Consider the following 24,520-nt stretch of genomic DNA (forward strand, 5'->3'; position numbering starts at 1 on the left):
TCCTCTTCATTTTTGGGTTTTAAATTTTATTTTGCCAATCTATCCAGGTGCAGTAAAAGAGGATGGTTTTTTTCCTCTTCCGCTTTTCTTATTTTATAGGTTTCTTCCCGTATTTCCTCGGGTTCTATTACCCATACCGCAGCCAGATCGGCATCCTGAATCCTCCGGCTGATTATTTTGTAATAGTGTTCAAAAACAGGGCCGGTTATATGGCACTTGACCGGAATACCCTTTATTTGTACACTTCTGCCATCTTCTGATTTTACAGATACCGCAACCTTTTTATTAAACCAGATACTGTTTACAAGGTTGCTGTTGGTTCTGGAGGATTCCAGGAGCTCAAGATAAATAAGATTTCCATCCCGGTCAATATTGAGGGAGCCTTTAAAAACTACGTGGGGCACACCGTCTTTATCAGTGGTTGCAAGCACCTTGACGGCTTTGTCCTCTTCCACCAGCTCAATGATATCTTTTTCAAGTCGTATAGCCATATTATTTTTTCTCCTCTCTACAGTACCCGGTCCAGATCCGAGTCGGGATGGTTTCCGCAGCGTCTGTAATTATCCATATCGATTGAAAGGTCATACTTTTTTCGGAGTTCATAAAGCCCCTTGCTTAACCTGACATAATACTCAAGGGAAGGATTGTTCTGATTCTGGAACACCGACCCGGGGTATGGAACCCATACACAATGCACCGTACTTACACCATGCTGAGCGAAGTCTTCAGCCTCTTCCAGCGTAGCCTTCAGAGCATCCTCTTCTGTGGTGAAGCCTCCGGGCTGCGCCGTTTCAACCCCGCCTACGATTCCGGTATTTACAAAGCCTCTTCCGAATATATCCACCGCTGCAAATATGCGCCGCTTCCATTCCTTATAGCCGACAAGCTTGCTTTTACCGGGACAGACCGAGGCAAAAAGCTTTTCATTCAATACTTCCATATCGGAAGTGAAGGACATTACCCCCGTATTTTCATATATCCTTGCCAGCTGCTTTTCAGAAAACGCTGAAGCTATTATCTGGCTGGGAAACCTCTTTGTTTTGAAATTCCGGCCCACGGCCTGGAGAATTTCAATATACATTTCCACCTCATCGTCAAAAATCTCCTCACCGCTCAAAATCGAGCCCGCCGTCATTTTTATGTTTGTGAACCTTCCAGGCTGTTTTAATGCTTCACGGACTGTTTCATAAACATCCTCCGCATCCAGCCTGGCCGGCTTGTTAAATTCACGTTTGCTCCTGTTGAAATTAGCCCCCATGTTACAGAATCTGCAGCCATCGCCCTTATCCCAGAAATGGCAGTAGCTGTAGGGGTCAATATCCAGCCTCTGAGGCCTTGCGGTGGCTATCTGCCACATTGGCTTTCCCGAAGAGGTGAGTTTATCCTGAAAATCAGGCTTATACCAATATTCAACCTCTTCAACAAGCTCTCCGCTATCGGTGAGATACAATTTTCCATCAATTTTATCCACTACATAGGGAGCATTTCTCAAGGTAGTAACAGGTCCCGTAAGTATGGAAAGACCGTCCCTCAGTATCAAGGATACCGGCATATAGTCATGCTTTTCACCCACAGAAGCAAAAATCCCTCTGGCCTGGACCTGATGAATGTTCTTATCGGCAGCTTCCAATGCCCTTTCACTATATACCACCGTCCTTCGCTGAACATCTGCTTTAATTATTGCGTATGGAGATATATCGCTGTATTTTTCAATTACCTCCTTCAGAGTCAGTTCAGTTTGCTTTTTATTCAATAATTCAACTGCCATTAGATACCGATCTCCTTTTAGTCCGATTTAAAAAAACTATACAGCTACTTAATAAATTTTAATCTTGTTTTAGAGGTGTTTTTTAATTGCATCAACTCTGTCAAGCCTTTCCCAGGGCAGATCAATATCGGTTCTTCCAAAGTGGCCATATGCTGCGGTTTGTTTGTATATGGGTTTTCTTAAGTCCAGCGAGTCAATTATTGCGGCCGGTCTCAAATCAAATTCCCTGCTGATGATATCAACAATTTTTTCATCCGGGATCTTCCCTGTGCCAAAGGTATCAACCGATATGGAAACAGGTTTGGCAACACCTATTGCATATGCAACTTCAATTTCCAGCTTGTCTGCAACCCCGGCAGCTACAAGATTTTTTGCAACCCATCTGACCGCATAGGCCGCCGACCTGTCAACCTTTGTAGGATCCTTGCCGGAAAAAGCTCCGCCCCCGTGTCTTCCGACTCCGCCATATGTATCAACAATTATTTTCCTGCCTGTAAGGCCGGCGTCTCCCTGAGGACCTCCTATCACAAATCTGCCGGTAGGATTAACGAAATATTTGGTGTTTTCATCAAGCAAATCAGCAGGAATTACTTCTTTGATTACATGCTTTATAATATCTTCTCTAATTTGCTGCAATGCCGCCTCTTCACTATGCTGTGTAGAGATGACAACTGTATCTATTCTTTTAGCATTGCCGGCATCATCAAATTCCACAGTCACCTGGGATTTTCCGTCAGGTCTCAGATATGTGAGAGTTCCGTTCTTTCTTACTTCTGTAAGCCTTCTGGTCAGGCGGTGTGCAAATGAAATTGTAATGGGGAGATATTCCGGGGTTTCATTTGTTGCATAACCGAACATCATTCCCTGATCTCCGGCACCTGTTCCAAAGTCCTCCTTTGAATCACCTGTCTTTGATTCATATGCCCTGTCTACACCCAGTGCGATATCCGCAGACTGTTCATCTATTGAGGTAAGAACAGCGATGGAATCGGCCTCAAAGCCATCGGCATTTTTTGTATAACCGATTTCTCTGATTGTATTTCTTATGATTTTGGGGATGTCAATATACGCCTTGGTGGATATCTCACCTACCACTAAAGCCAGACCGGTTGCTACTGTTGTTTCAGCGGCAACTCTTGAATAAGGATCCTGTTCGATTAATGCATCGAGTATTGCATCTGATATTTGATCGCATATTTTATCCGGATGTCCTTCCGTTACTGATTCTGATGTAAATAATCTAGCCATAAATACTTCTCCTTTTATATTAATTTTTATTAATAAGGCAGAATCAATTTTTCTGATCAATTCCGTCTTTGCTGCAGCTCCATTCCAAATGCTCTGCCGATCACCTTGCTCTCATGCCGCAATTAAATATATACCATTCCGATATGTTTATTTTAATATTATGTATTTTTCATTACAATGGAGTAAATTTTGATAAATAGTAGACTAAATTTAGATTTATTCCTTCTATTTCGGCAGCTTTTATAGTCAGTTCCCCCCACCCATATAGTATAGGAATTCAATTATATCTCCTTCTTTTATAATGAATCCATCGTATTCATTTTTCTGAACTATGATATCATTGACCTGAACTGTCACATATTCCTGCATTTCAACATATCCCTGCTCAAGCAGTCCGGCAATGTTTACTTCCCTTTCAAGCTCCGTTTCCTTTCCATTTACAGTAATCCGCATAATACAACTCTCCTTTTTAAAATTTTAACCGCATACGTTTAAACATGATATAATTTTTCCGATAAATCCCATTAACTCATCTCCTATTATCATGTATGAGCTGCATCACCAGGCCGACATTATATAGTACGGTTCACTATATTTTTAACAAGAATGGCAAGCTGATGAAGATTTTCCTTCAGCAGATACGCACAACAGCTGTTTTTCATGGCAAATTTTATGCTTTCAGGCGATACATCCTCAGAAACTATTATGAATGGCGTTTTCGGCGCCAGTTCATTCCTGGTAAACAGGGCCTGGATTGCATTAAAGTGGGGTGTTGAATTATCGGATAAAATAATATCATAACTGCTAAAGCTTAAAGCCTGTCTCATGGCATCCTCACTGCACACATACAGACTTTCCACCTCAAATCCGCCTCTTTTGAGCTCAAGGACATTTAAATCGGCAATATATTTAAACTCTTCAATTATTAAAACTTTTATTTTCTGCATATAAACCCCTCATCCCGCTGCCATGCAGCGACAGAAATATTATGAAAAGCCGCATTGCAGATAATTCTTCATTTATAAATTATAGTTTTTCTGGTTTTGACTGGCAACAAGACTAAATTTAGAATTTAAGTGGTTTATATTTAGGTATTCTTTTTTGAAATTGACTTTGAAAAGTAATGTGCTAGTATACTTATTAAACAAATATTTTTAGTATGTATTACAATTGACAAATAATACTTAAAATTATATATTATACATATATTTATAGTATGTTTTTTTTAAGATATAGATAAATAAGTTTTTAGGAGGTTAGCTATGTTTATATTGGAAAGACGGCATTTCAATGATATACTCAATCATTCGATTAAGGGCTTGCCAAATGAAAGCTGTGGTCTTTTGGGCGGAATTATTGACGGAGATAAAAAAATTGTTCAAAAGGTTTATCCCTTAAAAAATATTGATCAGAGTCCCGAACATTTTTCCATGGATACTCAGGAACAATTTAAAGTAATATCTGATATACGCAAAAACCGTTGGCAGCTTTTAGCAAATTTTCACAGTCATCCCGCTTCTCCTGCAAGACCTTCCGAAGAGGATATACGACTGGCTTTTGACCCTGGTATCAGTTATTTGATTTTATCTCTTGAAAACTGTAGAAGTCCTGTTTTAAAAAGTTTTATAATAGCTGATAAAAACGTGAACCTTGAAGAATTAATCGTTTTGGAGTGATTTCTATAAATAACAAAGATGATGCTGATATAAAAAATTCAAATAATTTAGACTTTCAGGAAATAGCAAGCAGGCTTCAGATTTCTAATAATGAGCTGCAAGCCTTTAATTATACCATATCTCATGAAATTAAAGCTCCGGTCCGGGCTATAGACGGTTATGCCAGAATTTTCATTGAGGATTACAAAAATACCGTTGCCCCAGAAGGTATCGAGCTTATTCAGAACATCAGAGGCATATGCAGTGATACCTTGATTTTGATAAACAAGCTTTTGGAGTATACCAGGTTTACGGATTTTGACCCCATCCTGGAGGCATTGGATCTGAAGGAAATGGTTACGGCTGTTTTCGATGAGCTTGTAATAGGTTTTTCAAAAAATCAGAAAATAATTTTAAGGTTTGAAGATGATATGCCTTTTATTTTGGCAGACAAAGTGCTGATGAAACAGGTAATTACAAATATAATTTCAAATTCCTTGAAGTTTACCAGGAATGTGGATATTGGGATCATTACAGTAGGATACCTGTTTGTCAATAATGAAAACCGTTTTTACATAAGGGATAACGGTGTCGGTTTCGATATGAAGTTTTCAGAGAATCTTTTCGGTATGTTTCAGCGTATGCATTCAATAAATGATTTTGAAGGCAGCGGAGTCGGCCTTGCAATTGTGAAAAAAATAATAGAAAAATCCGGAGGCAGAGTCTGGATAACAGGTGAGGTTGGAATAGGCGCCTGTGTTTACTTTACTATCAGCCAGGAAAATATATTGAAATAACTGCAGGCATTATAGAACCGAGGTGAATCAAAAATGTACAAAACATTAATTGTTGACGACAGGGATATTTTTCTTATTGAATTGGAGCGCCTTAAGGTATGGGGCGAAATATCAGGTTTTGAAGTTGCCGGAAAAGCCAGTAACGGCAGTCAGGCTATTGATTTACTCAAAAATAACGAATACGATCTGGTATTGACAGATATTAGAATGCCCATAATTGATGGGCTTCAGCTTTTAAGGGAAATTAAAAAGGATAATCTATGTTCCTGTGTTGTTATTATCAGTGAATACAGTGAATTTAACTATGCCAGGCAGGGTATAGTTTTAGGAGCATTTGACTATCTCGTAAAACCTGCTGCCGAGGAAAGTTTGCTGCAGGTTCTGCAAAGAGCAGGGAACTTTTTAAAGGAAACCCAAAACCAGAAACTGACCTCAGGCTATGTTTCCGAAAACAATGACTGGATATATCCGGCAGCTGAGGAGAAAAATATTTTTAATTATATTAAAAACAGGGACTTCTCGGCCGTTCAATTGTTTGGTTCAACTGCAGAAAATTTATATCTGGCCTTATCCGACAACATTATTAAAGCAGATATCATTATCAAAAAGCTGTATCACAATCTTATAAAAGCAGTTTATGAAGAATTTAAGTGGCTTGGAAATTTTATCGGGATCAATTATTTTGAAGAAGTGGATTTTTTACACGACGGCGATACTGATACCTTTAAAGAGTTTTATATGAGAAAATTAAATTATTTAATCAGGTTTATTGTAAAGTTTCAGCCCGATACTCAGGATGATAATATCCGGCATATCTGCGAATACATATTGAATAATCCTGAAGATGATCTGAAACTGAAAGTAATAGCCGAAAAATTCTTCATTAACAATACGTATTTGAGTAATTCCTTTCCGGCCAAAACAGGTATTCATTTCAACGATTATGTCACCATGGTCAAGATGACCCGTGCAGAGTATCTTTTTAAAAGTACAAACTTGAAAACCTATGAAATAGGCTTTCAGATAGGCTACCGTGACTTGAACTATTTTATGAAGCAGTTTAAAAAGATATACGGATTAAGTCCTTCGGAATTCCGGAATACCGACTATACCGATTATCAAATTTGATTTTCTCCTCCGCTGCTCCTATTGTACTGAAAAATTTACTGTGCTATCATTAAATAATGCAATTGATTATTTCAGTATCCGGAGGAAACATGTCAATAAAAGTTAAATCATTTTTAAATAGAGAAACCCTGGTATATCTTCTAGCAATAATCTTTTCAGTAGTCATTCTGGTAGCCGGCAACAAAATGACCACAAAAAACCTGAACATGCTGAGCGGAGCAGAAGGAGTTACCGCTGAAAAGGCACAGGTCATAAAAGTTGTCAGTACAAAGAAGACAGAATATGATCTGGGGGGCGAAAATCCCGATACAGGCAAGGAAATCATATTTCAGGCCAGGGTTTTATCCGGTGATGACAAGGGTACTGAGATTATGGCATTGCAAACCATAGACCCTTTTACCGGAGCTTCTCTGAAAGAGGTTCAGGCAGGGGACAAGGTAATACTTTACAGGCTGGATAACGAAGGTTCCGATAATGACTGGGTGTTGGGCGAGTACCTGAGATCCGATTCGCTTTTGATAATGGGAATTGCTTTTTTTGTATTTCTTGTGATTTTCGGACGTTTTAAAGGCTTCAATACAATTATTTCTCTTATCTTTACCTGTGCAGCAATTTTTGCTGTATTTATTCCGGCCGTACTCCAGGGCTTCAATATATATTTCTGGTCCATAATAACCTGCATTTTTATAATAACAATGTCCTTCCTTATCATTTATGGTGCCAACAAGAAAAGCCTTTCGGCTGGAATAGGCTGCTTTGCCGGTATTTTGGTGTCAGGTTTTCTTACCCTTATAATGGACAACGTATTAAAGCTTACCGGTCTGGTCAGTGAGGAATCCCTTTATGTAATCCGAGTCAATCCCAATCATCCTATAGATCTCAGGGCAATAATATTTGCAGCTATACTTATCGGAGCCATCGGAGCCATAATGGACGTATCAATGTCCATAGCGGCCGCCCTTGCCGAATTCAAGGAAAAACTCGAATACACCCCCTTCAGCCTTATTATTAAATCCGGAATGGCTATCGGAAGAGATATAATGGGTACTATGGCCAATACCTTGATTCTGGCTTATATCGGAAGCTCACTTTCTGTGGTTCTGCTGCTGGTATCCTATAACAGCTCTGTTTTGGAGCTTATGAACAAGGAGATGATCGTGGTTGAGATTCTTCAGGCACTGATAGGCAGCTTCGGTATTTTGGTAACCATTCCCGTTACCTCCCTCATATGCGCCTATTTGTTTTCCGAAAGAGTCAAAACCGGATTCAAAGCCCATAAACTTCCCTCTTCTGATGAATTTCAGGATGATTACACCGACGGCTGGAAGTAATAACTGGTTTTCCCAAATTTTTATTATGAATTTTGCCTGATTGGTGCAAACTAAATTAAAATAACAGTAGAAGAGGTTATATATGTTTGTACCGCAAAGAGTAATTTTCGAAACAGGCTCTCTGGACTATCCCCTGGGACGACAGCTGTATGAAAGCTTCAAAGCCGGCAACCTTCAGATAATCGAAAGCTCATTGAATAAAGTAAAAAGTCATATTCCCGGAGAAACAACAGCTGCTTTGTATCAAAGCGGAAAAAACACCCTTGTTGTGGGTGTAAAAAAGAGCTTGAGCTTTCAGAGCTGCAAGCCCTCGGCCCATTACCAGCTGCCTCTGGTAAGCGGCTGCATCGGTCAGTGTGAATACTGCTATCTCAATACCCAATTGGGCGACAAACCTTTTATAAGAATTCATGTAAATCTTGAAGACATATTCCGGCAAGCCGATAAATATATTGGTGAAAGATTACCGGAGGAGACTATCTTTGAAGGTTCTGCAACCTCCGACCCTGTTCCCGTGGAACCGTATACCGGGGCGTTGAAAATGGCCATACGCTACTTTGCCGCCCAGGAAAAGGCCCGCTTCAGGTTTGTCACCAAATATACCGATATTGATGATCTCTTGACCCTGGAACACAAAAACCGTACAGAAATACGCTTCAGTTTGAATACCGAGTCCATAATAAAAAAGTACGAACATAAAACCGCTTCGGCAAAAAAACGTATTGAGGCAAGTGCCAAATTATATTCAGCCGGCTATCCTGTTGGCTTTATAATTGCACCTGTGTTTATCTATGAGGGCTGGGAAAAGGAATACAGAGAGCTTCTGTCCGCACTGCGGCAGGAATTTCCGGCCTCAGCCTCAAATCCTGTGACCTTTGAGGTTATTTCCCACAGGTATACCACAAAAGCCAGAAATAAAATAACTGAAATCTTTCCTGAAACCACCCTGGACATGGACAACGGAAACAGACAGTTTAAATACGGACAATTCGGTTATGGCAAATATGTCTATCCCAGGGAAACCATGTCTCAGATTAAAGAGTTTTTTCAGAAGGAGATATCCGAGCTTTTTGAGAATGGGAAGATAAAGTATATTATTTAACGCGTTGCGCTAATTATTTAAATTTTGCTTTACCTGTGTAATTCTTTAAATCAACTGGTAACTTCCGTACTAACTTCATAAAATAAGGACACCCTCAAAACAATTACCCCGTTGATTCTAACTAAACCTATCTAAAAAGCAAAACAAAATATCAATTGGCACAGCGAATTAATTTAACTTGCTACAAATTATTCGGCCGGGTTTAGACCATAGTAATTAAAATCAATAACTACTACGCCCGTTCGTCCAGTTTATTCCTTCTCTCGCTAAGATAATCTTCCTCATTTACCGGACTCCGGTTATCTTTTACCTGTTTGCTTTGATTAACACTATCCTTATGTATTAAGGCTTCAATGTCAAGTTGGTTTTTTGCCTTTATCTCTTCTGCTTTAACCATGGCATCCACCTTAATCTGCTCCTTTTTCAGCTTGAACTTAAATATCTCCTGCATCGAGACGTATGTAAAAGTAAAAAATCCAACTACAACAACAGCTATGGCAATAAGCGTATTCTGGTCTATGTGCATAAGTATTCTCCTCTAATATCTTTATAATAATACATTACCAAATAAAGTCAGGGATAATCAGTCTATTACAGGTGCAACGCCGGCTTTTATAAAATCAACCAGCTCCTGGGGCTTTATCTCTACCTGAAAGCCGATTTTTCCTGCACTGAATATTATTGAGTCAATATTTCCACAGGAGCTGTCCACAACCGTCGTGTAATCCTTTTTCATTCCTATGGGCGAGCAGCCTCCTCTGATATAGCCGGTTACCCTGTTTATTTCATCCATTCTGATCATCTCGACGGACTTTTCGCCCACCGATTTTGCCGCGGCCTTAAGATTCAGTTCCTTACCCACAGGAATGACAAAAATGAAGAAATTCTTGCTGGCACCTCTTGTAACAAGAGTTTTATATACCTTTTCCGCAGGCTGTCCGATCTTATTGGCCACAGAAATCCCATCTATAGCCCCATCCCTGTTTTCATAGGTATATGTATTATACGGAATATGCGCACTATCCAGTACTCTCATAACATTCGTCTTTTGAATTCCCATATTGATGTTTCCTCCTGTTATTGCATCATTATATCAAAAAAATCCCTTTACCCATATCATTTTTACTTTTATTCCAACCGCTCCTCTGGAAACCTGAAATGACCGATAATCCGGCCGCTCTTGCTCCACTTCAGCAATATATTTTCTTCCTCAACCGCTACGGTACTGGCATTGTGTATGATGTACGGCACTCCGTCCTTGCGCCTTTTATCAGACACTATGGCCACATGGTCGGACCTGTTCAATACCACTATATCGCCGGGCTGCCATTGGTAAAGGTTCTTTTTGTCATAGGGTTTAACTTCCCAGGTCAGGCTTTCGGCATACTTTTCAAAGAATACTATCTGGTTTTTTACACGCCTGAAATCGATATTGGGATCGGGTATCTTTACACCATTTTTATAATCTTCAGTATTATCAAGAATATCCCTGTCCATATTGCTTTTTAAATCATACCCTGCATTTTTCAACGCCCGCCAGATAACATCGGTGCAGACTCCTTCCCACTCGGGAGGGTATCCTCCTTCATAATAGGTACTCTGGTATTTTGTCCGGTTAAGTACCTCCTTCCTGGCACCCTGGACTATGTCATCCATGTCGGAGATACCATCCCCATCCATATCCCCTTCACAAACTATCTTTTCAACAGTAACCTTACCTTTTAAAAAGAAAAAAGCATCCAGATAAACAATTTTGTTGTAGCCCAATAGAGCTGCAAATCCCAATGCCAATACTATGGACGCTGTAATAATATTTTTTCTGCCGCTGTTTTTCATGTTTCGTAAAAAGCCATTTTTCATACCGATCCCCGTTTCCAGCTATAAATAACCGGATTATCCGTCATTGGAATCTTCCTTGAGCCTAACCTGCCGATCAGGACAATCCGTATATATTCTGTTCTATACATATCCTTGCTCTTTCGGCAGTCTTTGGATCAGCCTGCAGAGAATTTTGAATGAATTCCGGATGTTCCGCAAGGAAAGCCCTCATAGTTTCAGTGGGTCTTTCAAGATAATCCATAAGCATTTTATGCTGTTGCCCGGTAATGTAATTTTCATCCAGGGCCCCGTTGAACAGGGCTTTGTCAACATTCATCAAAGCGTGTGATTCCACTCCGGCACCATTGAGCTTTTCTGCACCGCCCTGGAGTCTGTCGACAACCACCAGACTGTATTTCAAATTTCCGTTCAGGGACTGGACAGCCGGTATCCAGGCTCTGGTGTAGCTGGAAGCCTCGGTTATTATATCAGCTATATGAAGGACATTTTCGTTTTTTATATCCTTAACCTCAGAGGATACACCCTTCTGAAACAAAACAGCCGTCAGGTCCTTAAATATTGTTATATGCGGAATTTTAAGCATATCCGCTATTATCAGTGAAAAAAACCAGTCTCTTCTTTCTCCCCCTGATATGTAACCGATATTTTTCATATTGAAATTACTTTTAATATACTCACACATTGAAGAAATTAGACCCCTGAAAATCTCATCGGTTTCAAAATTTTTGCGGGCAAGCTGCAAAACTATCTCAGAACATCCAAGCTTGTTTTCCTTGCAGACATCAATCACTTTCAGCAGGCTGTTGGCCTTTTCCTCACTGCCGTAAAGGAAGTGGGTATTTATATAATAAGGGCCGATCTTGGATGATGTATACCAGAATGGCTTGTTTTCAGGGCATACTCTGACTGCATTTGTTTTGAAAAGCCAGGATATAAGTTTATTTTTTTCCATTTAAGCTCCATTTCCGCTGGCACAATAAAGATGAGTCTGCCAATGTGCAAATTGCACAAATCCATCTTTACAGCACTTGCCGTTTATATTTCTCATTTCAGTTTATTTTGCTTGCGCTTTTCTTCCATAAATTCCTGCCACCATTCCTGATTTTCTATTGTGCTCAATTCAAAACCAAGATGTTCTGTATCGCCTTCCATCAGCACTTCAAATTCATCCTTTTTATCATCGTAATCTACTACGGTAACCGAAGTATTATCATGCCAGAATATATTTTTAATGTACTCAAGCTTCTGTCCGTAAAATCTGCAAAGCATGGTGCGTATTGCTGCCCCGTGGGTCACAATGCAGATATTTTTTCCCGGGTTGTTGCCGATAATATGCTTTACTTCCCCCATAAGCCTGTCATAAAACTCGGAAACACATTCCCCGTTAGGCATTTGATGAAGATGCGGCTCTTCCTCCCAGGTTTTATTTTCCTTGGGGTACAGTACCGGAAGCTGATCGAAAGGCATATCCTCCCAATCCCCTCCGTTTATCTCCCTCAGCTTATCGGTACGGATTATGGGAAGCTGCTTTACATCGGCAATATACTGTGCCGTCTGCAAGGTACGGGTCAAACTGCTTGAATATATTATATCAATAGGCATGGAGGCCAGCCTTTCGGCAACTTTCAAGGCCTGCTTGTGGCCCTTTTCGGTTATCCTGCTGTCAAACCATCCATGAAAACGTCTGTTAATATTACCCTCCGCCTCTGCGTGTCTTACAAAAATAAGTCTGGTTATCATCTCATCCTCCAACGCAAAAATTGTTACCTTCGGTTTAATTATACCAAACTTTTCAAATATTATTAACCGGCTTGAAAGTAAATTTAACTGACACAACGCATTAATTTAACGCGTTGTGCTAATTAATTTATACTTTACCTGTGTAATTTTTGTATATCAACTGGTACCTTCCGTACTAACTTCATAAAATAAAAACGCACCCAAAACAATTGCGAAAATTGTACCGCCTCATCTAAAGCGGTTTTGCCGTCGCTCAAACTCGACCTCCTGTCTCGATTTGAAGCTCAAAGCAACGTCCTGTTGCTTTGCCGGCAAAACCACTTTACCTTCGTCGACAATTTACCGCAATTGTTTTTAACTGTGCATTTTATTTCATGAAGTTGTACTCGCGTACCAGTTGATTCTGATTAAATCTATCTGTAAAGCAAAAACAAAATTTCAATTAGCACAACAGGTTAATTTAATTCCAGCTTGCCTGTGATATCCTTTAAATTACTGTATCGGTATTTCTTCATGTATTCTTTCAGTCCAGAAATAATGTCCAAAGGTATGGCAGGATTAATAAAGTTGGCTGTGCCGACCATGACCGCAGCCGCACCCGCAAGCAGGAACTCCACCGCATCATCACCGCAGGCTATGCCACCCATGCCGATCACAGGTATTTTGACCGCATGGGCGGCCTCATACACCATTCTTACGGCTACAGGCTTTACGGCAGGCCCTGAAAGCCCTCCGAAATTATTTGCAAGCACCGGTTTTTTTCTATGGATATCAATTGCCATTCCCAGTATTGTATTTATAAGTGATACACAATCCGCCCCGGCCGCTTCGGCCGCTCTGGCCATGGATTTTATGTCTCCCACATTTGGCGAGAGCTTTACAATTAAAGGCTGCTTACAGTATCTCTTTACAGCCGACGTTATTTCCTCAATAAGCAGCGGATCGGTGCCGAAGGCCAGTCCTCCGGCCTTTACATTGGGGCAGGAAACATTGAGCTCAATGGCGTCAATTTCCGAATCTCCAAGTATCTCGGCCATTTCACAGTACTCTTCTATGGTATTTCCGGCTATATTGGCGATTACCCTTGTATCGAATTGTTTCAGAAAGGGCAGGTCATGCTTTTTAAACACCTCAACTCCCGGGTTCTGAAGCCCCACACTGTTGAGTATGCCCGCCGGAGTTTCGGCTATTCTGGGCGGAGGATTGCCTTTCCGTTCTTTCAGGGTAAGTCCCTTCACTGATATTCCTCCAAGAGTATTCAAATCAATATATTCGCTGTATTCATGTCCAAAGCCGTAGGTGCCTGATGCCATGATGACCGGATTTTTAAAACTGATTCCTGCTATATTTACACTAAGATCAATGCTATTTGACATATTACTCTCCAATCTGTACATCTAAATGTCAGTGGCTTTTTAATGCGCCAAGCTCCCCGGCGTATGCCTCTATGCACTACACCGGGGAAAAACGCCTGCGTTTTTCATATGCGAAGGCAAGTGATGTACGCACTATCTGCTATCTTCGCATTGGTCCCAGCAGATGTCCGTGCTCCAGAATACCGGGCCGTCCTTGCAAACATGAGCGAAGCCCCAGTCATCCTCTCCCTTTTTGGTTTTGCAGGCACAGACCAGACAGGCACCTATTCCGCAGCCCATTCTCTGCTCCATTGAGACCTGGCAGGGAATACCGTTTTTTTCTGCTATAGCCGCCGCCTTGCGCATCATGATGCCGGGGCCGCAGGTATACACTATATCGGGCTTTTGCCCGAGTATATGCTGCTCCAGCAGTTCTGTGACAAAAGCCTGCTTTCCGTAAGTACCGTCATCGGTCGCTATTTCCACATGATGTGCCGCGGCCCTGAACCGGTTTTCCAGCACCACGGAGGTTTTTGTCCTGAAACCCAGCAAAGCTGTCTTTTTTTCCGCTTTACTGCTGTTTAAAAGATACAGCAGAGGAAAGGTACCTATTCCGCCTCCAACAACAACAATGCTTTTATACCTGTCATCTATTTCAAAGGGCTTTCCCAACGGAGCCATAATATCAACCTCGCCTGTGCATTTGCAGCTCAGCCTTTCGGTCCCGTTGCCCTTTACCTGAAAAACAATATCAAAGGTGCTGTTTGCCCTGTCCACGTCGCAAATGCTTATAGGTCTTCTGAGAAAAGCCTCTATGCCTCCGCACTTCACATTGACAAACTGGCCCGGTGCAGCATTCTGGGCCACATACTCCGACTTGATGGTCATTTTGTACACATCGTCACAGAGCTTTTCCAGGTCCGCAATCTGTTCAGTAAGAACTTTCTTCATGGTTATCTCCATTTCTATTCAAATATACTCAGGTTCAGCACTTCAAGCTGGCCTTCGGTCTTGCCCAGCTTGAGACATCTGATTATTGCAGAAGCCGTATCAAGTGATGTCAGACATGGAATTGACATTTCAACGGCTTTTCTTCTTATTTTGAAGCCATCCCTGTCCGGCTTTCTGCCTTTTGTAGGAGTATTTATGATCATTCCCAGCTTGCCTGACTGTATCAGGTCAAGTATGTTGGGTGAACCTTCATCCAGCTTCTTGACCGCATTTGTGGCAATACCGTTGTGGTTCAGCATGTGAGCTGTCTTGCCTGTTGCATATAGGGTAAAACCCAGCTTTTCAAATTCTTCCGCTATTCCCACAAGCTCGGGCTTGTCGGTATCCCTTACCGTCATCAATATTCCGTCGCCTTTTTGAGGCAGCCTGATCCCCGATGCTATGATACCCTTATAAAGCGCTTCGGGGAAATTATCGGCAATACCCAGAACCTCACCGGTGGATTTCATTTCAGGCCCCAGACTGATATCCACGTCATGAAGCTTTTCAAAGGAGAACACCGGTACTTTAACAGATACATATTCAGGTTCTTTATAAAGTCCTGTTCCAAATCTGAAATCCCCCAGCTTCATTCCCATCATGCACCTGGTTGCCAGATTTACCATTGGTATTCCCGTAACCTTGCTTATATAGGGTACTGTACGGCTTGACCTTGGATTGACTTCTATTACGTATACTTCATTGTTGTAGACAACATACTGTATATTTACAAGTCCTATTACATTGAGAGCCTTTGCAAGCCTTTCGGTATAATCCACAATGACTTTTTTAATTTTGTCACTGACCGTCTGGGTGGGATATACCGAAATGCTGTCACCAGAGTGTACCCCTGCTCTTTCAAGGTGCTCCATTATACCTGGTATCAATATGTTTTCTCCGTCGCAGATGGCATCTACTTCTATTTCCTTGCCCATCATGTATTTATCAATGAGGATGGGGTGCTCCTGTACGGTTCTGTTTATTATCTCCATAAATTCAGCTACATCCCTGTCGTTAAAGGCAATTTCCATACCCTGCCCGCCCAGTACGTAGGAAGGTCTTACAAGTACGGGATAACCCAGCTCGTTTGCGGCGGCAAGTGCCTCCTCAAGTGTAAATATTGTCTTGCCCTGGGGTCTCGGAATACCTGTCTTTTCCAGTATTTCGTCAAACTTTTCCCTATCTTCGGCAGCGTCTACATTTTCAGGCTCTGTTCCGAATATCCTTACACCCATCTCATCCAGCGCTTTTGTCAGCTTTATGGCTGTCTGTCCTCCGAACTGTACTATGGCTCCTTTGGGATTTTCTGCTTCAACTATATTTTCCACATCCTCGGGTGTAAGCGGTTCAAAATACAGCTTATCGGCAGTATCAAAGTCGGTGCTTACTGTCTCGGGGTTGTTGTTTGCTATTATGGTTTCGTAACCCATTTCCTTGAGTGCCCAGACAGAGTGAACCGAACAGTAGTCAAATTCTATTCCCTGCCCGATCCTGATAGGGCCCGATCCCAGCACAAGAACCTTTTCCCTGGAGGACTGCTTGACTTCGGAGTTATTGTCATAGGTGGAATAGTAATACGGAGTTGCCGCCTCAAATTCAGCCGCACAGGTGTCGACCATTTTGTAGGCTGCCGCAATTCCCTGCTGTTTTCTCAGGTTTGTTATATTCTCCTTTGTTGTCCCCGTCAGTTTGGCGATTACTCTGTCTGTAAAGCCCATTTTCTTGGCTTTTCTTAAAATATCCCCTGTCAGCTGGCCGGGTGTATAGGACTTCAGCTTTTCTTCCATCAACACCAGTTCCTTTATCTTGCATAGGAAGAAGTAATCTATTTTTGTTATTTCATGAATTTCTTCCAGGGTGACCGAGCGGCGTATAGCCTCCGCTATTACAAAAATTCTTTCGTCATTTATATCTGAGAGCTTCCTTACCAGCTCATTTCCTTCAAGTTTTTTATAAATATCCTGTTCAAGTGTGAATATACCCAGTTCCAGTGACCGTATGGCTTTCATCAGTGCCGCTTCAAAGGAGCTGCTGATGGACATTACCTCTCCGGTTGCCTTCATCTGTGTCCCAAGTGTTCTTTTTGCCCTGACAAACTTGTCAAAAGGCCACTTGGGTATCTTTACCACCACATAGTCCAGGGTAGGCTCAAAGCAGGCATAGGTCTTGCCGGTAACCGCATTTTTTATCTCATCCAGGCCGTATCCGATGGCTATTTTTGAGGCAACCTTTGCGATTGGGTAACCCGTTGCCTTGGAAGCCAAAGCCGAAGACCGGCTTACTCTTGGGTTAACCTCGATAACCGCGTACTCAAAGCTTGTAGGGTGCAGTGCGTACTGAACATTACAGCCGCCCTGTATTCCAAGCGCCGATATTATTTTCAGGGCAGAGGTTCTCAGCATCTGATATTCCTTGTCTGCCAGGGTCTGCGAAGGTGCCACGACTATGCTGTCACCCGTATGTACACCGACGGGATCAATGTTTTCCATATTGCATACGGTGATTACATTTCCCTTGCTGTCACGCATTACTTCATACTCTATTTCCTTCCAGCCGGCAATACATTTTTCAATCAAAACCTGATGAACGCGGCTGAGCCGTAGTCCGTGACCGCCAGTTTCCCTCAGTTCCTCTTCGTTGTTGACAATTCCGCCGCCGGTGCCGCCAAGTGTGTACGCCGGTCTTACAATGACGGGGTATTCAATTTCTTTTGCAAAAGCTACGGCATCCTCTATGGTAGTGACAACCTTGCTGGCAATACAGGGTTCACCTATGCGTTCCATGGTATCCTTGAAATCCTGCCTGTCCTCAGCCATTTTAATTGCTTCGGTTGCAGTTCCAAGCAGCTTTACGCCCTTTGCTTCCAGAAAACCCGATTCAGCCAGTTCCATTGCAAGATTAAGTCCGGTCTGGCCTCCCAGAGTGGGCAGTATGCTGTCAGGCTTTTCCTTTATGATTATATTCTTTACAACCTCGGCTTTCAGTGGTTCAATATATACCTTATCCGCTATATTTGTATCAGTCATAATTGTAGCAGGATTGCTGTTTACAAGTACAACTTCGATTCCTTCTTCCTTAAGTGCCTGGCATGCCTGGGTTCCTGCATAGTCAAACTCGGCTGCCTGGCCTATTATGATAGGGCCTGACCCGATAACCAATACCTTGTGAATATCATTACGTCTTGGCATTCTATTCTCCAATCTGCCGCTGTGCGGCTGTTATTAACTAATGAAAAGCATTTGTGTTTTGTCTATTTGTTCGAGCTGCCGGCTTCATCAATCATTTTAATAAACTCGTCAAAGAGATAAGCCGTATCCCCCGGTCCCGGCGATGCTTCAGGATGGAATTGCACCGTAAACATGGGGGCATTTTTATATTTAAGACCTTCTATGGTTCCGTCATTCATATTTATATGGCTTATTTTCATTATTTCCGGATCAAGTGATTCTTTTATGATGGTATACCCATGGTTTTGAGAAGTGATGTAAGTCATATCCTTTTCAATATCTTTGACAGGATGGTTGCAGCCTCTGTGGCCGTATTTGAGCTTTTCGGTATCGGCTCCGTTGGCAAGTGCAGTGAGCTGATGTCCCAGGCATATTCCGAAAATAGGTTTTTTACCTATCAGCTTTTTAATATTATCTATCTGGAACCTGCAATCCTTTGGATCTCCCGGTCCGTTTGACAGCATTATTCCGTCTGGTTCAACAGTGAGAACCTCCTCTGCAGTGGCCGTACATGGGAATACATATACCTCACAGTTCCTTTTTTGCAGTGATCTAACGATGTTTTTCTTGAGACCGTAATCCAGCAGTGCAATTTTATAGCCTTCTCCGCTGTAATGTTTTATTTCGGGAGTTGTAACCTGCAAAACCGGATTGCTTACGGTATAGGCTTTAACTTCAGCTATTTTTTCTTCAATTTCCTCAAGAGTCTCACAGGTGACTATGGTCCCCTTCATTGTTCCCCTGTTTCTCAATATTATGGTAAGTGCTCTTGTATCTATACCTTCCAGCCCGATTATCCCATGTCTCTTCAAATATTCATTGAGGGATTCTATGGATCTCCAGTTGCTGGGCGTCTTACAAAGTTCTCTTACTATAAACCCCTTTACCTGGGGCTTTACGGATTCAATATCATCAAGGTTAACTCCGTAATTGCCTATCAGCGGGTAAGTCATGCAGACAATCTGTCCGCAGTAGGAGGGATCGGTCAGAACTTCCTGATATCCTGTCATGCCGGTGTTGAATACTACTTCACCTACTACCTTTCCTTCCTTTCCAAAACTGTTCCCCTCAAAAACCGTTCCATCTTCAAGCAGTAAAAATGCCTTCATTGTAACCTCCATGACACCCATGTGCCGGTGGCTGTCCCACCGGTCATACGGGACAAAATAATTTTATTTCTTTTTATCTATCTCCGGCAAGAGCACTGTTTAAATCTTCCTTCATCCTGATTACTTCAGCTCTCGCAGCTTCTGCAAACTTATCTTCACTGTACAGGTTCTTCCAGTTATCAGACATATATGCGCACATTATACTCCTTGAGGCATTGACTATGGCCCCCAGACCGTCGCTGTTAAAGTTGTTGACACAGTCCCTTGCAGTTCCGCCCTGTGCGCCGTAGCCCGGTACAAGAATATATGCGTGTTTCATAATTGAACGCAGCAGCTTTGCCTGGTTTGGATAGGTGGCCCCAACAACTGCTCCCACGCTGCTGTAGCCATACTGTCCCCTGACATTTTTGCCCCATTCATTTACATATGAAGCCATTATTTCATAAATGCTTCTGCAATCCTGTGTAACCAGGTCCTGAAGCTGCCCCGAGGATTTGTTGGAGGTTTTGACCAGTACAAATATACCCTTTTCATGTTTATCACAGTCGTCTATAAAGGGTTTGATACCGTCTATGCCGAGATATGGGCTGACAGTGAGCGCATCCGTATCAAAGGCCTTTTGTTTTATCTCATCCGCCAGAACCGTTTCGCCCAGAAATGCCCTTGAATAGGCTTCGGCTGTTGTACCGATATCATTCCTCTTCCCGTCTGCTATGACCAGAAGGCCTTTGCTCCCGGCATACCTGCAGGTCTCATCAAAGGCTATCATACCCTCAATGCCATACATTTCATAATAGGCAAGCTGCGGCTTTACGGCAGGTACCTGGTCATAAACCGCATCCACAAGCTGTTTGTTAAATTGTATGATGGCCTGTGCCGCACCTTTTAAGGTCACCCCGAATTCTTTAAAAGCTTTTTCCTTAATGAAGGAAGGTACATATTCAATTTTGGGATCAAGTCCCACTACCGTTGGATTGTTCTTTTCCTTGATACTTTCAATGAGTTTGTCAATAAACATATTAATCGTTCTCTCCATTCCGCCGCTTCAGTCAGCGGCATAAATAGTTTGCAAAAATGCCGGCAATATGCAGAATATTGTACTAGACTATCTGTCCTGACCTTACTACAGGATTGCCGCCAACAATTGTATATTGAGGCTGTCCGAAGAGCTTATAGCCGTTATAGGGTGAATTTTTGCCCTTTGATTCCAGCTTGTTGATGTCAACCGTATATTGTTCATTTATATTGAATATCATAAGGTCTGCACTGAATCCGACTTCAATTGTTCCCTTGTTCAGGCCCAGCATTTTGGAGGGGTTTGCACACATTTTTTGAACCAATTGCTTTAAAGTGAGATGTCCCGGTTTGACAAGACAGGTTATTGCGAGAGGAAATGCCGTTTCAAAGCCTACCAGACCGTTTGCGGCCTGTTTGAATTCAACATTTTTTTCATCCCTGTGATGAGGAGCGTGATCGGTTGAAATTATATCCAATGTTCCGTCCTTCAAGCCCTCAATAATTGCATCAACATCCTTTTGAGTCCTTAAGGGGGGATTTACTTTTGCATTTGTATTGAAGCCTTCACAGGCCTGATCTGTCAGTGAAAAATAGTGGGGACAGGTCTCTGCGGTTACATTGACACCGCGTCTTTTTGCATTTCTGATGAGATCGACTCCAAGTCCGGTGCTTACATGGGCTATATGGACTGCTGCCCTGGTGTATTCCGCAAGTATAAGGTCTCTTGCAATCATTACTTCCTCGGCGGGTGCGGGATTTCCCTTCAACCCCAGTACCGATGAGTAATAGCCTTCATTCATAAGTCCTTCATCCACCAGATCCAGATCCTCACAGTGTGATATTATGGTTATATCAAACATAGATGCGTACTGCATTGCTTTTTTCATTAATGAAGAGTTGTTTACAGGTTTCCCGTCATCGGAAAGAGCAACCGCCCCCGCAAATTTCAGTTCGCCTATTTCACTTAATTCCTCTCCTTTAAGTCCTTTCGATACGGCGCCGATAGGGTATACATTTACCAGCCCTTCCGCTTTTGCCTTATTTATGACGTATTTGATCATTGCTTCATTATCAAGTACGGGATTTGTGTTGGGCATGCAGGCTACCGAAGTAAAACCGCCCTTTGCGGCACTTCTGGTTCCCGACTCTATGTCTTCCTTGTATTCAAAGCCCGGATCCCTCAGATGGCAGTGAGCATCAACAAGCCCGGGTATAACGTACATTCCGTCTGCTTCAATGATTTCACAGCCTGTCGGATCTATATCTTCCCCGATTTCCGCTATAAGGCCCTCGTCCGCCAGTATATCGGTAACCTTGTCCAAGCCGCTTTTAGCATCAATAACATGTCCATTTTTAATCAATAACTTCATTTGCTGTTCCCCTCCTGGTCAATAGATATAGTAAAGCCATCCTTATTGCAACACCGTTTGTGACCTGCTCATTTATGGTGGACTGATCTCCGTCCATAACCATTGATGAAAGCTCCACTCCCCTGTTAACAGGGCCGGGGTGCATAACTATGGCATCCTCCCTGGCCAGTTTCAGACGCTTGTCATCCAGACCAAAGAATCTTGAATATTCTCTGATTGATGGGAATAAGCCTTTTTTTTGACGTTCCAGCTGTATCCTTAAACCCATTACCACATCGGCATCCAGTAATGCCTCCTGGACTGTGCTGAAAACGTTGACTCCGAGTTTTTCTATGCCGGGCGGTATCAGTGTTGCCGGTCCGGCTACATTTACTTCGGCACCCATTTTGGTGAGTCCCCAGATATTGCTTCTCGCCACTCTGCTGTGAAGAATGTCCCCGACGATAGCAACCTTTAAGCCCTTCAGGCTTCCTTTTTTTTCAACCATTGTGAACATGTCCAGCAATGCCTGTGTAGGATGTTCATTCATACCATCCCCGGCATTTATTACCGAGGATTTTACGTTTTGGGCCAACAGATGGGGTGCCCCTGACATGGGGTGTCTTATTATTATGACATCCGAGCCCATGCTGTCTATGGTTTTTCCTGTGTCTATGAGACTTTCACCCTTTTGGACACTGCTGCCGGAAGCTGAAATATTGGCAGCGTTGGCCCCCATGTATTTCGATGCCAGTTCAAAGGAAAGCCTGGTTCTGGTACTGTTTTCATAGAACAGCGTAATTACCGATTTCCCCTGGAGATGAGCAGTTTTCTTATTGTTTGTGGTAATGATGTATTTCATTGTTTTTGCAGTATTAAGGATATATTCTATCTCTTCTGCCGTAATATCTCTAAGTCCAAGCAAATCTTTGGATTTAAGATTCATAGTAACCTCCATAAGCCTTTCTTATTCCTTGTTTGATATGGTTACACTGTTCTCCCCGTCAATCTCAAGCACATTTACATGAACTATCTCACTTCTTGAGGTAGGCACATTTTTGCCCACATAATCGGCTCTTATGGGCAATTCACGGTGGCCCCTGTCGATGAGTACCGCAAGCTGGATCATCTGCGGCCTGTTTATGTCCATTATGGCATCAATTGCGGCTCTGACTGTTCTCCCGGTATATATGACATCATCTACCAGAACCACCTTCTTGCTGGCAATATCAAAATTAATTTCAGTTCCGTTAATTACAGGATGCTCATTCAACAAACTCAGGTCATCACGGTAGAGTGTTATGTCCAGTATACCTACCGGAATTTCACTGTTCTCAACACTTTTGATCTTGTCTGCTATTCTCTTGGCCAGCGGTACTCCTCTTCTCTGAATTCCAATCAGCACAAGATTTTCAATTCCCTTGTTTTTTTCAATGATCTCATGGGAAATCCTTGTAATAGCCCTGCTTACTGCGCTTTCATCCATTATTTCTGTTTTTTGCATCCTGATCATCCTCTCTTTTTATGCTAAAAATCCATCTTAATTATTTAATATTAGCTATTTTCAATTTCTTAAAAGTCTTATTTCTTTCATTGCATTATTTTCTGCTAAAATCCAGCCGGTTGATTTAATTTAACATAAACCAAAAAAGCTTCCCGCCATAGGCAAGAAGCTTAAACATATCAAATATAATCCGGATGCTGAACAGGTATACCTTATCCGAATCAGCATTGACTATAAAAAATTCATGTTAAGTTTAATATCTCTCACCTTATAGCCTCTCTGGACTAATTTAAAGGCAAACCATTTATTTCTTAAAATCATAACATAACAAGTTAATGTTGTCCATAACTTTTTTAACAAAAATCCTGCCTGACTAACGGGAGTTTAATGCACTATTACCTTACTTCCTTCAACTCCTGTATAAGCCGGGTGAAATAATCCGGCACAGGTGCTTCAAATTCCATCAGCTCTCCGGTTGCAGGATGCTCAAGGGTGAGTCTCCTGGCGTGCAGCACCTGTCCCCGGGTATCAAATCTCTGCTTTTTCCTGCCGTATACTTCATCTCCGATGACAGGGTGATTTATATATGCCATGTGTACTCTTATCTGGTGAGTCCTGCCGGTTTCCAGCTTTAGCTCCAGATAGGTTGCAGCAGGAAACCTCTCCAGCACCTTGAAGTGGGTTACAGCATTCCGCCCCGACTTCACGTTAACGCTCATTTTCTTTCTTTCAACAGGATGTCTGCCTATAGGCGCATCTATTTTGCCTGTGCTTTCATATATAATACCTTCAACCAAAGCAATATACTCTCTTTTGATATCGTGAGTCTTTAACTTTTTTGAAAGGAATTCATGGGCATGATTATTCTTTGCTACAACCAGCAGACCTGAAGTATCCTTGTCAATCCTGTGCACAATTCCCGGTCTGATAATTCCGTTAATATCGGACAGGCTTTCACCGCAGTGTTTCATTAATGCATTGACAAGGGTTCCCGTATAGTTTCCGGCCGCGGGATGCACTACCATCCCCTTGGGTTTGTTTATGACAATAATATGTTCATCCTCATAGACTATATCCAGCGGAATTTCTTCTGCTGTTACCTGCAGTACTTCCGCCTCAGGAATCAGGGCAGTTATCCTTTCACCCGTCTTAAGCTTGTAGTTGGATTTTACCCCCACACCATCGACTGTAATATGTCCGTCCTGGCATAGCTTCTGGATATATGATCTGGAGTATTCCTCCAGTTTCCCTGCCAGCCATGCATCTATACGCGCTGAGTTTTCATCGCATTCCAGTATGATTTCTTTCAAATTTGCCTCCGCTATAAAATATTACTTACATTTTTATTAATCATAATTTTT

Annotated in this window: 24 protein-coding genes; 5 read left to right on the forward strand and 19 right to left on the reverse strand. The window is 42.1% G+C overall.

What is annotated here, in order from left to right:
- Positions 1-26 precede the first annotated feature (26 nt).
- The 5 genes from T344_RS0112815 to T344_RS0112835 all read right to left on the reverse strand — a co-directional run bounded on the left by T344_RS0112815 (position 27) and on the right by T344_RS0112835 (position 3,963).
- Positions 27-491, reverse strand: coding sequence for a pyridoxamine 5'-phosphate oxidase family protein (locus T344_RS0112815; protein ID WP_027629046.1), 465 nt, complete (start codon positions 489-491; stop codon positions 27-29).
- A 17-nt stretch (positions 492-508) separates the two neighbouring features.
- Complete coding sequence (locus T344_RS0112820) at positions 509-1,768, reverse strand: radical SAM protein (RefSeq protein ID WP_027629047.1); 1,260 nt, start codon at positions 1,766-1,768, stop codon at positions 509-511.
- Positions 1,769-1,837: 69 nt separating this feature from the next.
- The gene (metK, locus tag T344_RS0112825; protein ID WP_027629048.1) at positions 1,838-3,016 is read right to left on the reverse strand and encodes a methionine adenosyltransferase; all 1,179 of its coding nucleotides are present in this window, start codon (positions 3,014-3,016) and stop codon (positions 1,838-1,840) included.
- Between the two features lie 246 nt (positions 3,017-3,262).
- Complete coding sequence (gene thiS, locus T344_RS0112830) at positions 3,263-3,469, reverse strand: sulfur carrier protein ThiS (protein WP_027629049.1); 207 nt, start codon at positions 3,467-3,469, stop codon at positions 3,263-3,265.
- 119 nt (positions 3,470-3,588) lie between these two features.
- Positions 3,589-3,963 carry a DNA-binding transcriptional response regulator gene (locus T344_RS0112835; protein ID WP_004625853.1) on the reverse strand — a complete coding sequence of 125 codons (375 nt, stop codon included), beginning with the start codon at positions 3,961-3,963 and terminating at the stop codon, positions 3,589-3,591.
- Between the two features lie 315 nt (positions 3,964-4,278).
- Between T344_RS0112835 and T344_RS0112840 the strand changes: the two genes are divergently transcribed.
- The 5 genes from T344_RS0112840 to splB all read left to right on the forward strand — a co-directional run bounded on the left by T344_RS0112840 (position 4,279) and on the right by splB (position 9,029).
- Complete coding sequence (locus T344_RS0112840) at positions 4,279-4,692, forward strand: M67 family metallopeptidase (RefSeq protein WP_027629050.1); 414 nt, start codon at positions 4,279-4,281, stop codon at positions 4,690-4,692.
- Positions 4,689-5,468, forward strand: a complete 780-nt coding sequence (locus T344_RS0112845; protein WP_027629051.1) for a sensor histidine kinase — start codon at positions 4,689-4,691, stop codon at positions 5,466-5,468. Before T344_RS0112840 ends, T344_RS0112845 begins: the two co-directional genes overlap by 4 nt.
- 33 nt (positions 5,469-5,501) lie before the next feature.
- The gene (locus T344_RS0112850) at positions 5,502-6,596 is read left to right on the forward strand and encodes a response regulator transcription factor (protein ID WP_027629052.1); all 1,095 of its coding nucleotides are present in this window, start codon (positions 5,502-5,504) and stop codon (positions 6,594-6,596) included.
- A gap of 89 nt (positions 6,597-6,685) precedes the next feature.
- Positions 6,686-7,927, forward strand: coding sequence for a YibE/F family protein (locus T344_RS28195; RefSeq protein WP_034861391.1), 1,242 nt, complete (start codon positions 6,686-6,688; stop codon positions 7,925-7,927).
- Positions 7,928-8,009: 82 nt separating this feature from the next.
- Positions 8,010-9,029 (forward strand): spore photoproduct lyase, encoded by a 1,020-nt coding sequence (gene splB / locus T344_RS0112860; RefSeq protein WP_027629053.1) that lies wholly within the window; start codon positions 8,010-8,012, stop codon positions 9,027-9,029.
- A gap of 232 nt (positions 9,030-9,261) precedes the next feature.
- On the opposite strand, the gene T344_RS0112865 is transcribed toward splB, so the two are convergent.
- From T344_RS0112865 to T344_RS0112935, 14 genes are all read right to left on the reverse strand, one after another.
- Positions 9,262-9,555, reverse strand: coding sequence for a hypothetical protein (locus T344_RS0112865; RefSeq protein ID WP_051571844.1), 294 nt, complete (start codon positions 9,553-9,555; stop codon positions 9,262-9,264).
- Positions 9,556-9,612: 57 nt separating this feature from the next.
- On the reverse strand, positions 9,613-10,089 hold the full coding sequence (gene ybaK, locus T344_RS0112870) for a Cys-tRNA(Pro) deacylase (RefSeq protein ID WP_027629055.1): 477 nt from the start codon (positions 10,087-10,089) through the stop codon (positions 9,613-9,615).
- A gap of 68 nt (positions 10,090-10,157) precedes the next feature.
- Positions 10,158-10,889 carry a DUF1287 domain-containing protein gene (locus tag T344_RS0112875; protein ID WP_084331216.1) on the reverse strand — a complete coding sequence of 244 codons (732 nt, stop codon included), beginning with the start codon at positions 10,887-10,889 and terminating at the stop codon, positions 10,158-10,160.
- A gap of 73 nt (positions 10,890-10,962) precedes the next feature.
- The gene (locus tag T344_RS0112880) at positions 10,963-11,820 is read right to left on the reverse strand and encodes an orotate phosphoribosyltransferase (protein ID WP_027629057.1); all 858 of its coding nucleotides are present in this window, start codon (positions 11,818-11,820) and stop codon (positions 10,963-10,965) included.
- 92 nt (positions 11,821-11,912) lie between these two features.
- Positions 11,913-12,608 carry a histidine phosphatase family protein gene (locus T344_RS0112885; RefSeq protein ID WP_027629058.1) on the reverse strand — a complete coding sequence of 232 codons (696 nt, stop codon included), beginning with the start codon at positions 12,606-12,608 and terminating at the stop codon, positions 11,913-11,915.
- Positions 12,609-13,063: 455 nt separating this feature from the next.
- Positions 13,064-13,984, reverse strand: a complete 921-nt coding sequence (locus T344_RS0112895; RefSeq protein WP_027629059.1) for a dihydroorotate dehydrogenase — start codon at positions 13,982-13,984, stop codon at positions 13,064-13,066.
- Between the two features lie 132 nt (positions 13,985-14,116).
- Positions 14,117-14,914, reverse strand: coding sequence for a dihydroorotate dehydrogenase electron transfer subunit (locus tag T344_RS0112900; protein ID WP_027629060.1), 798 nt, complete (start codon positions 14,912-14,914; stop codon positions 14,117-14,119).
- Positions 14,915-14,928: 14 nt separating this feature from the next.
- Positions 14,929-18,141, reverse strand: a complete 3,213-nt coding sequence (gene carB / locus T344_RS0112905; RefSeq protein WP_027629061.1) for a carbamoyl-phosphate synthase large subunit — start codon at positions 18,139-18,141, stop codon at positions 14,929-14,931.
- 62 nt (positions 18,142-18,203) lie between these two features.
- The gene (locus tag T344_RS0112910; protein WP_027629062.1) at positions 18,204-19,289 is read right to left on the reverse strand and encodes a carbamoyl phosphate synthase small subunit; all 1,086 of its coding nucleotides are present in this window, start codon (positions 19,287-19,289) and stop codon (positions 18,204-18,206) included.
- Between the two features lie 73 nt (positions 19,290-19,362).
- The gene (pyrF, locus tag T344_RS0112915; protein WP_027629063.1) at positions 19,363-20,307 is read right to left on the reverse strand and encodes an orotidine-5'-phosphate decarboxylase; all 945 of its coding nucleotides are present in this window, start codon (positions 20,305-20,307) and stop codon (positions 19,363-19,365) included.
- 82 nt (positions 20,308-20,389) lie between these two features.
- Positions 20,390-21,676: a dihydroorotase gene (locus tag T344_RS0112920; RefSeq protein ID WP_027629064.1), complete on the reverse strand. Its 1,287-nt coding sequence runs from the start codon at positions 21,674-21,676 to the stop codon at positions 20,390-20,392.
- On the reverse strand, positions 21,660-22,601 hold the full coding sequence (locus T344_RS0112925) for an aspartate carbamoyltransferase catalytic subunit (RefSeq protein WP_027629065.1): 942 nt from the start codon (positions 22,599-22,601) through the stop codon (positions 21,660-21,662). Before T344_RS0112925 ends, T344_RS0112920 begins: the two co-directional genes overlap by 17 nt.
- A 21-nt stretch (positions 22,602-22,622) precedes the next feature.
- Entirely contained in the window at positions 22,623-23,159 is a 537-nt protein-coding gene (gene pyrR, locus T344_RS0112930; protein WP_027629066.1) for a bifunctional pyr operon transcriptional regulator/uracil phosphoribosyltransferase PyrR, read from the reverse strand.
- A gap of 395 nt (positions 23,160-23,554) precedes the next feature.
- Positions 23,555-24,469, reverse strand: coding sequence for an RluA family pseudouridine synthase (locus T344_RS0112935; RefSeq protein WP_027629067.1), 915 nt, complete (start codon positions 24,467-24,469; stop codon positions 23,555-23,557).
- Positions 24,470-24,520 lie beyond the last annotated feature (51 nt).

The sequence above is a fragment of the Ruminiclostridium cellobioparum DSM 1351 = ATCC 15832 genome, assembly GCF_000621505.1.
Taxonomy (GTDB): domain Bacteria; phylum Bacillota; class Clostridia; order Acetivibrionales; family DSM-1351; genus Ruminiclostridium; species Ruminiclostridium cellobioparum.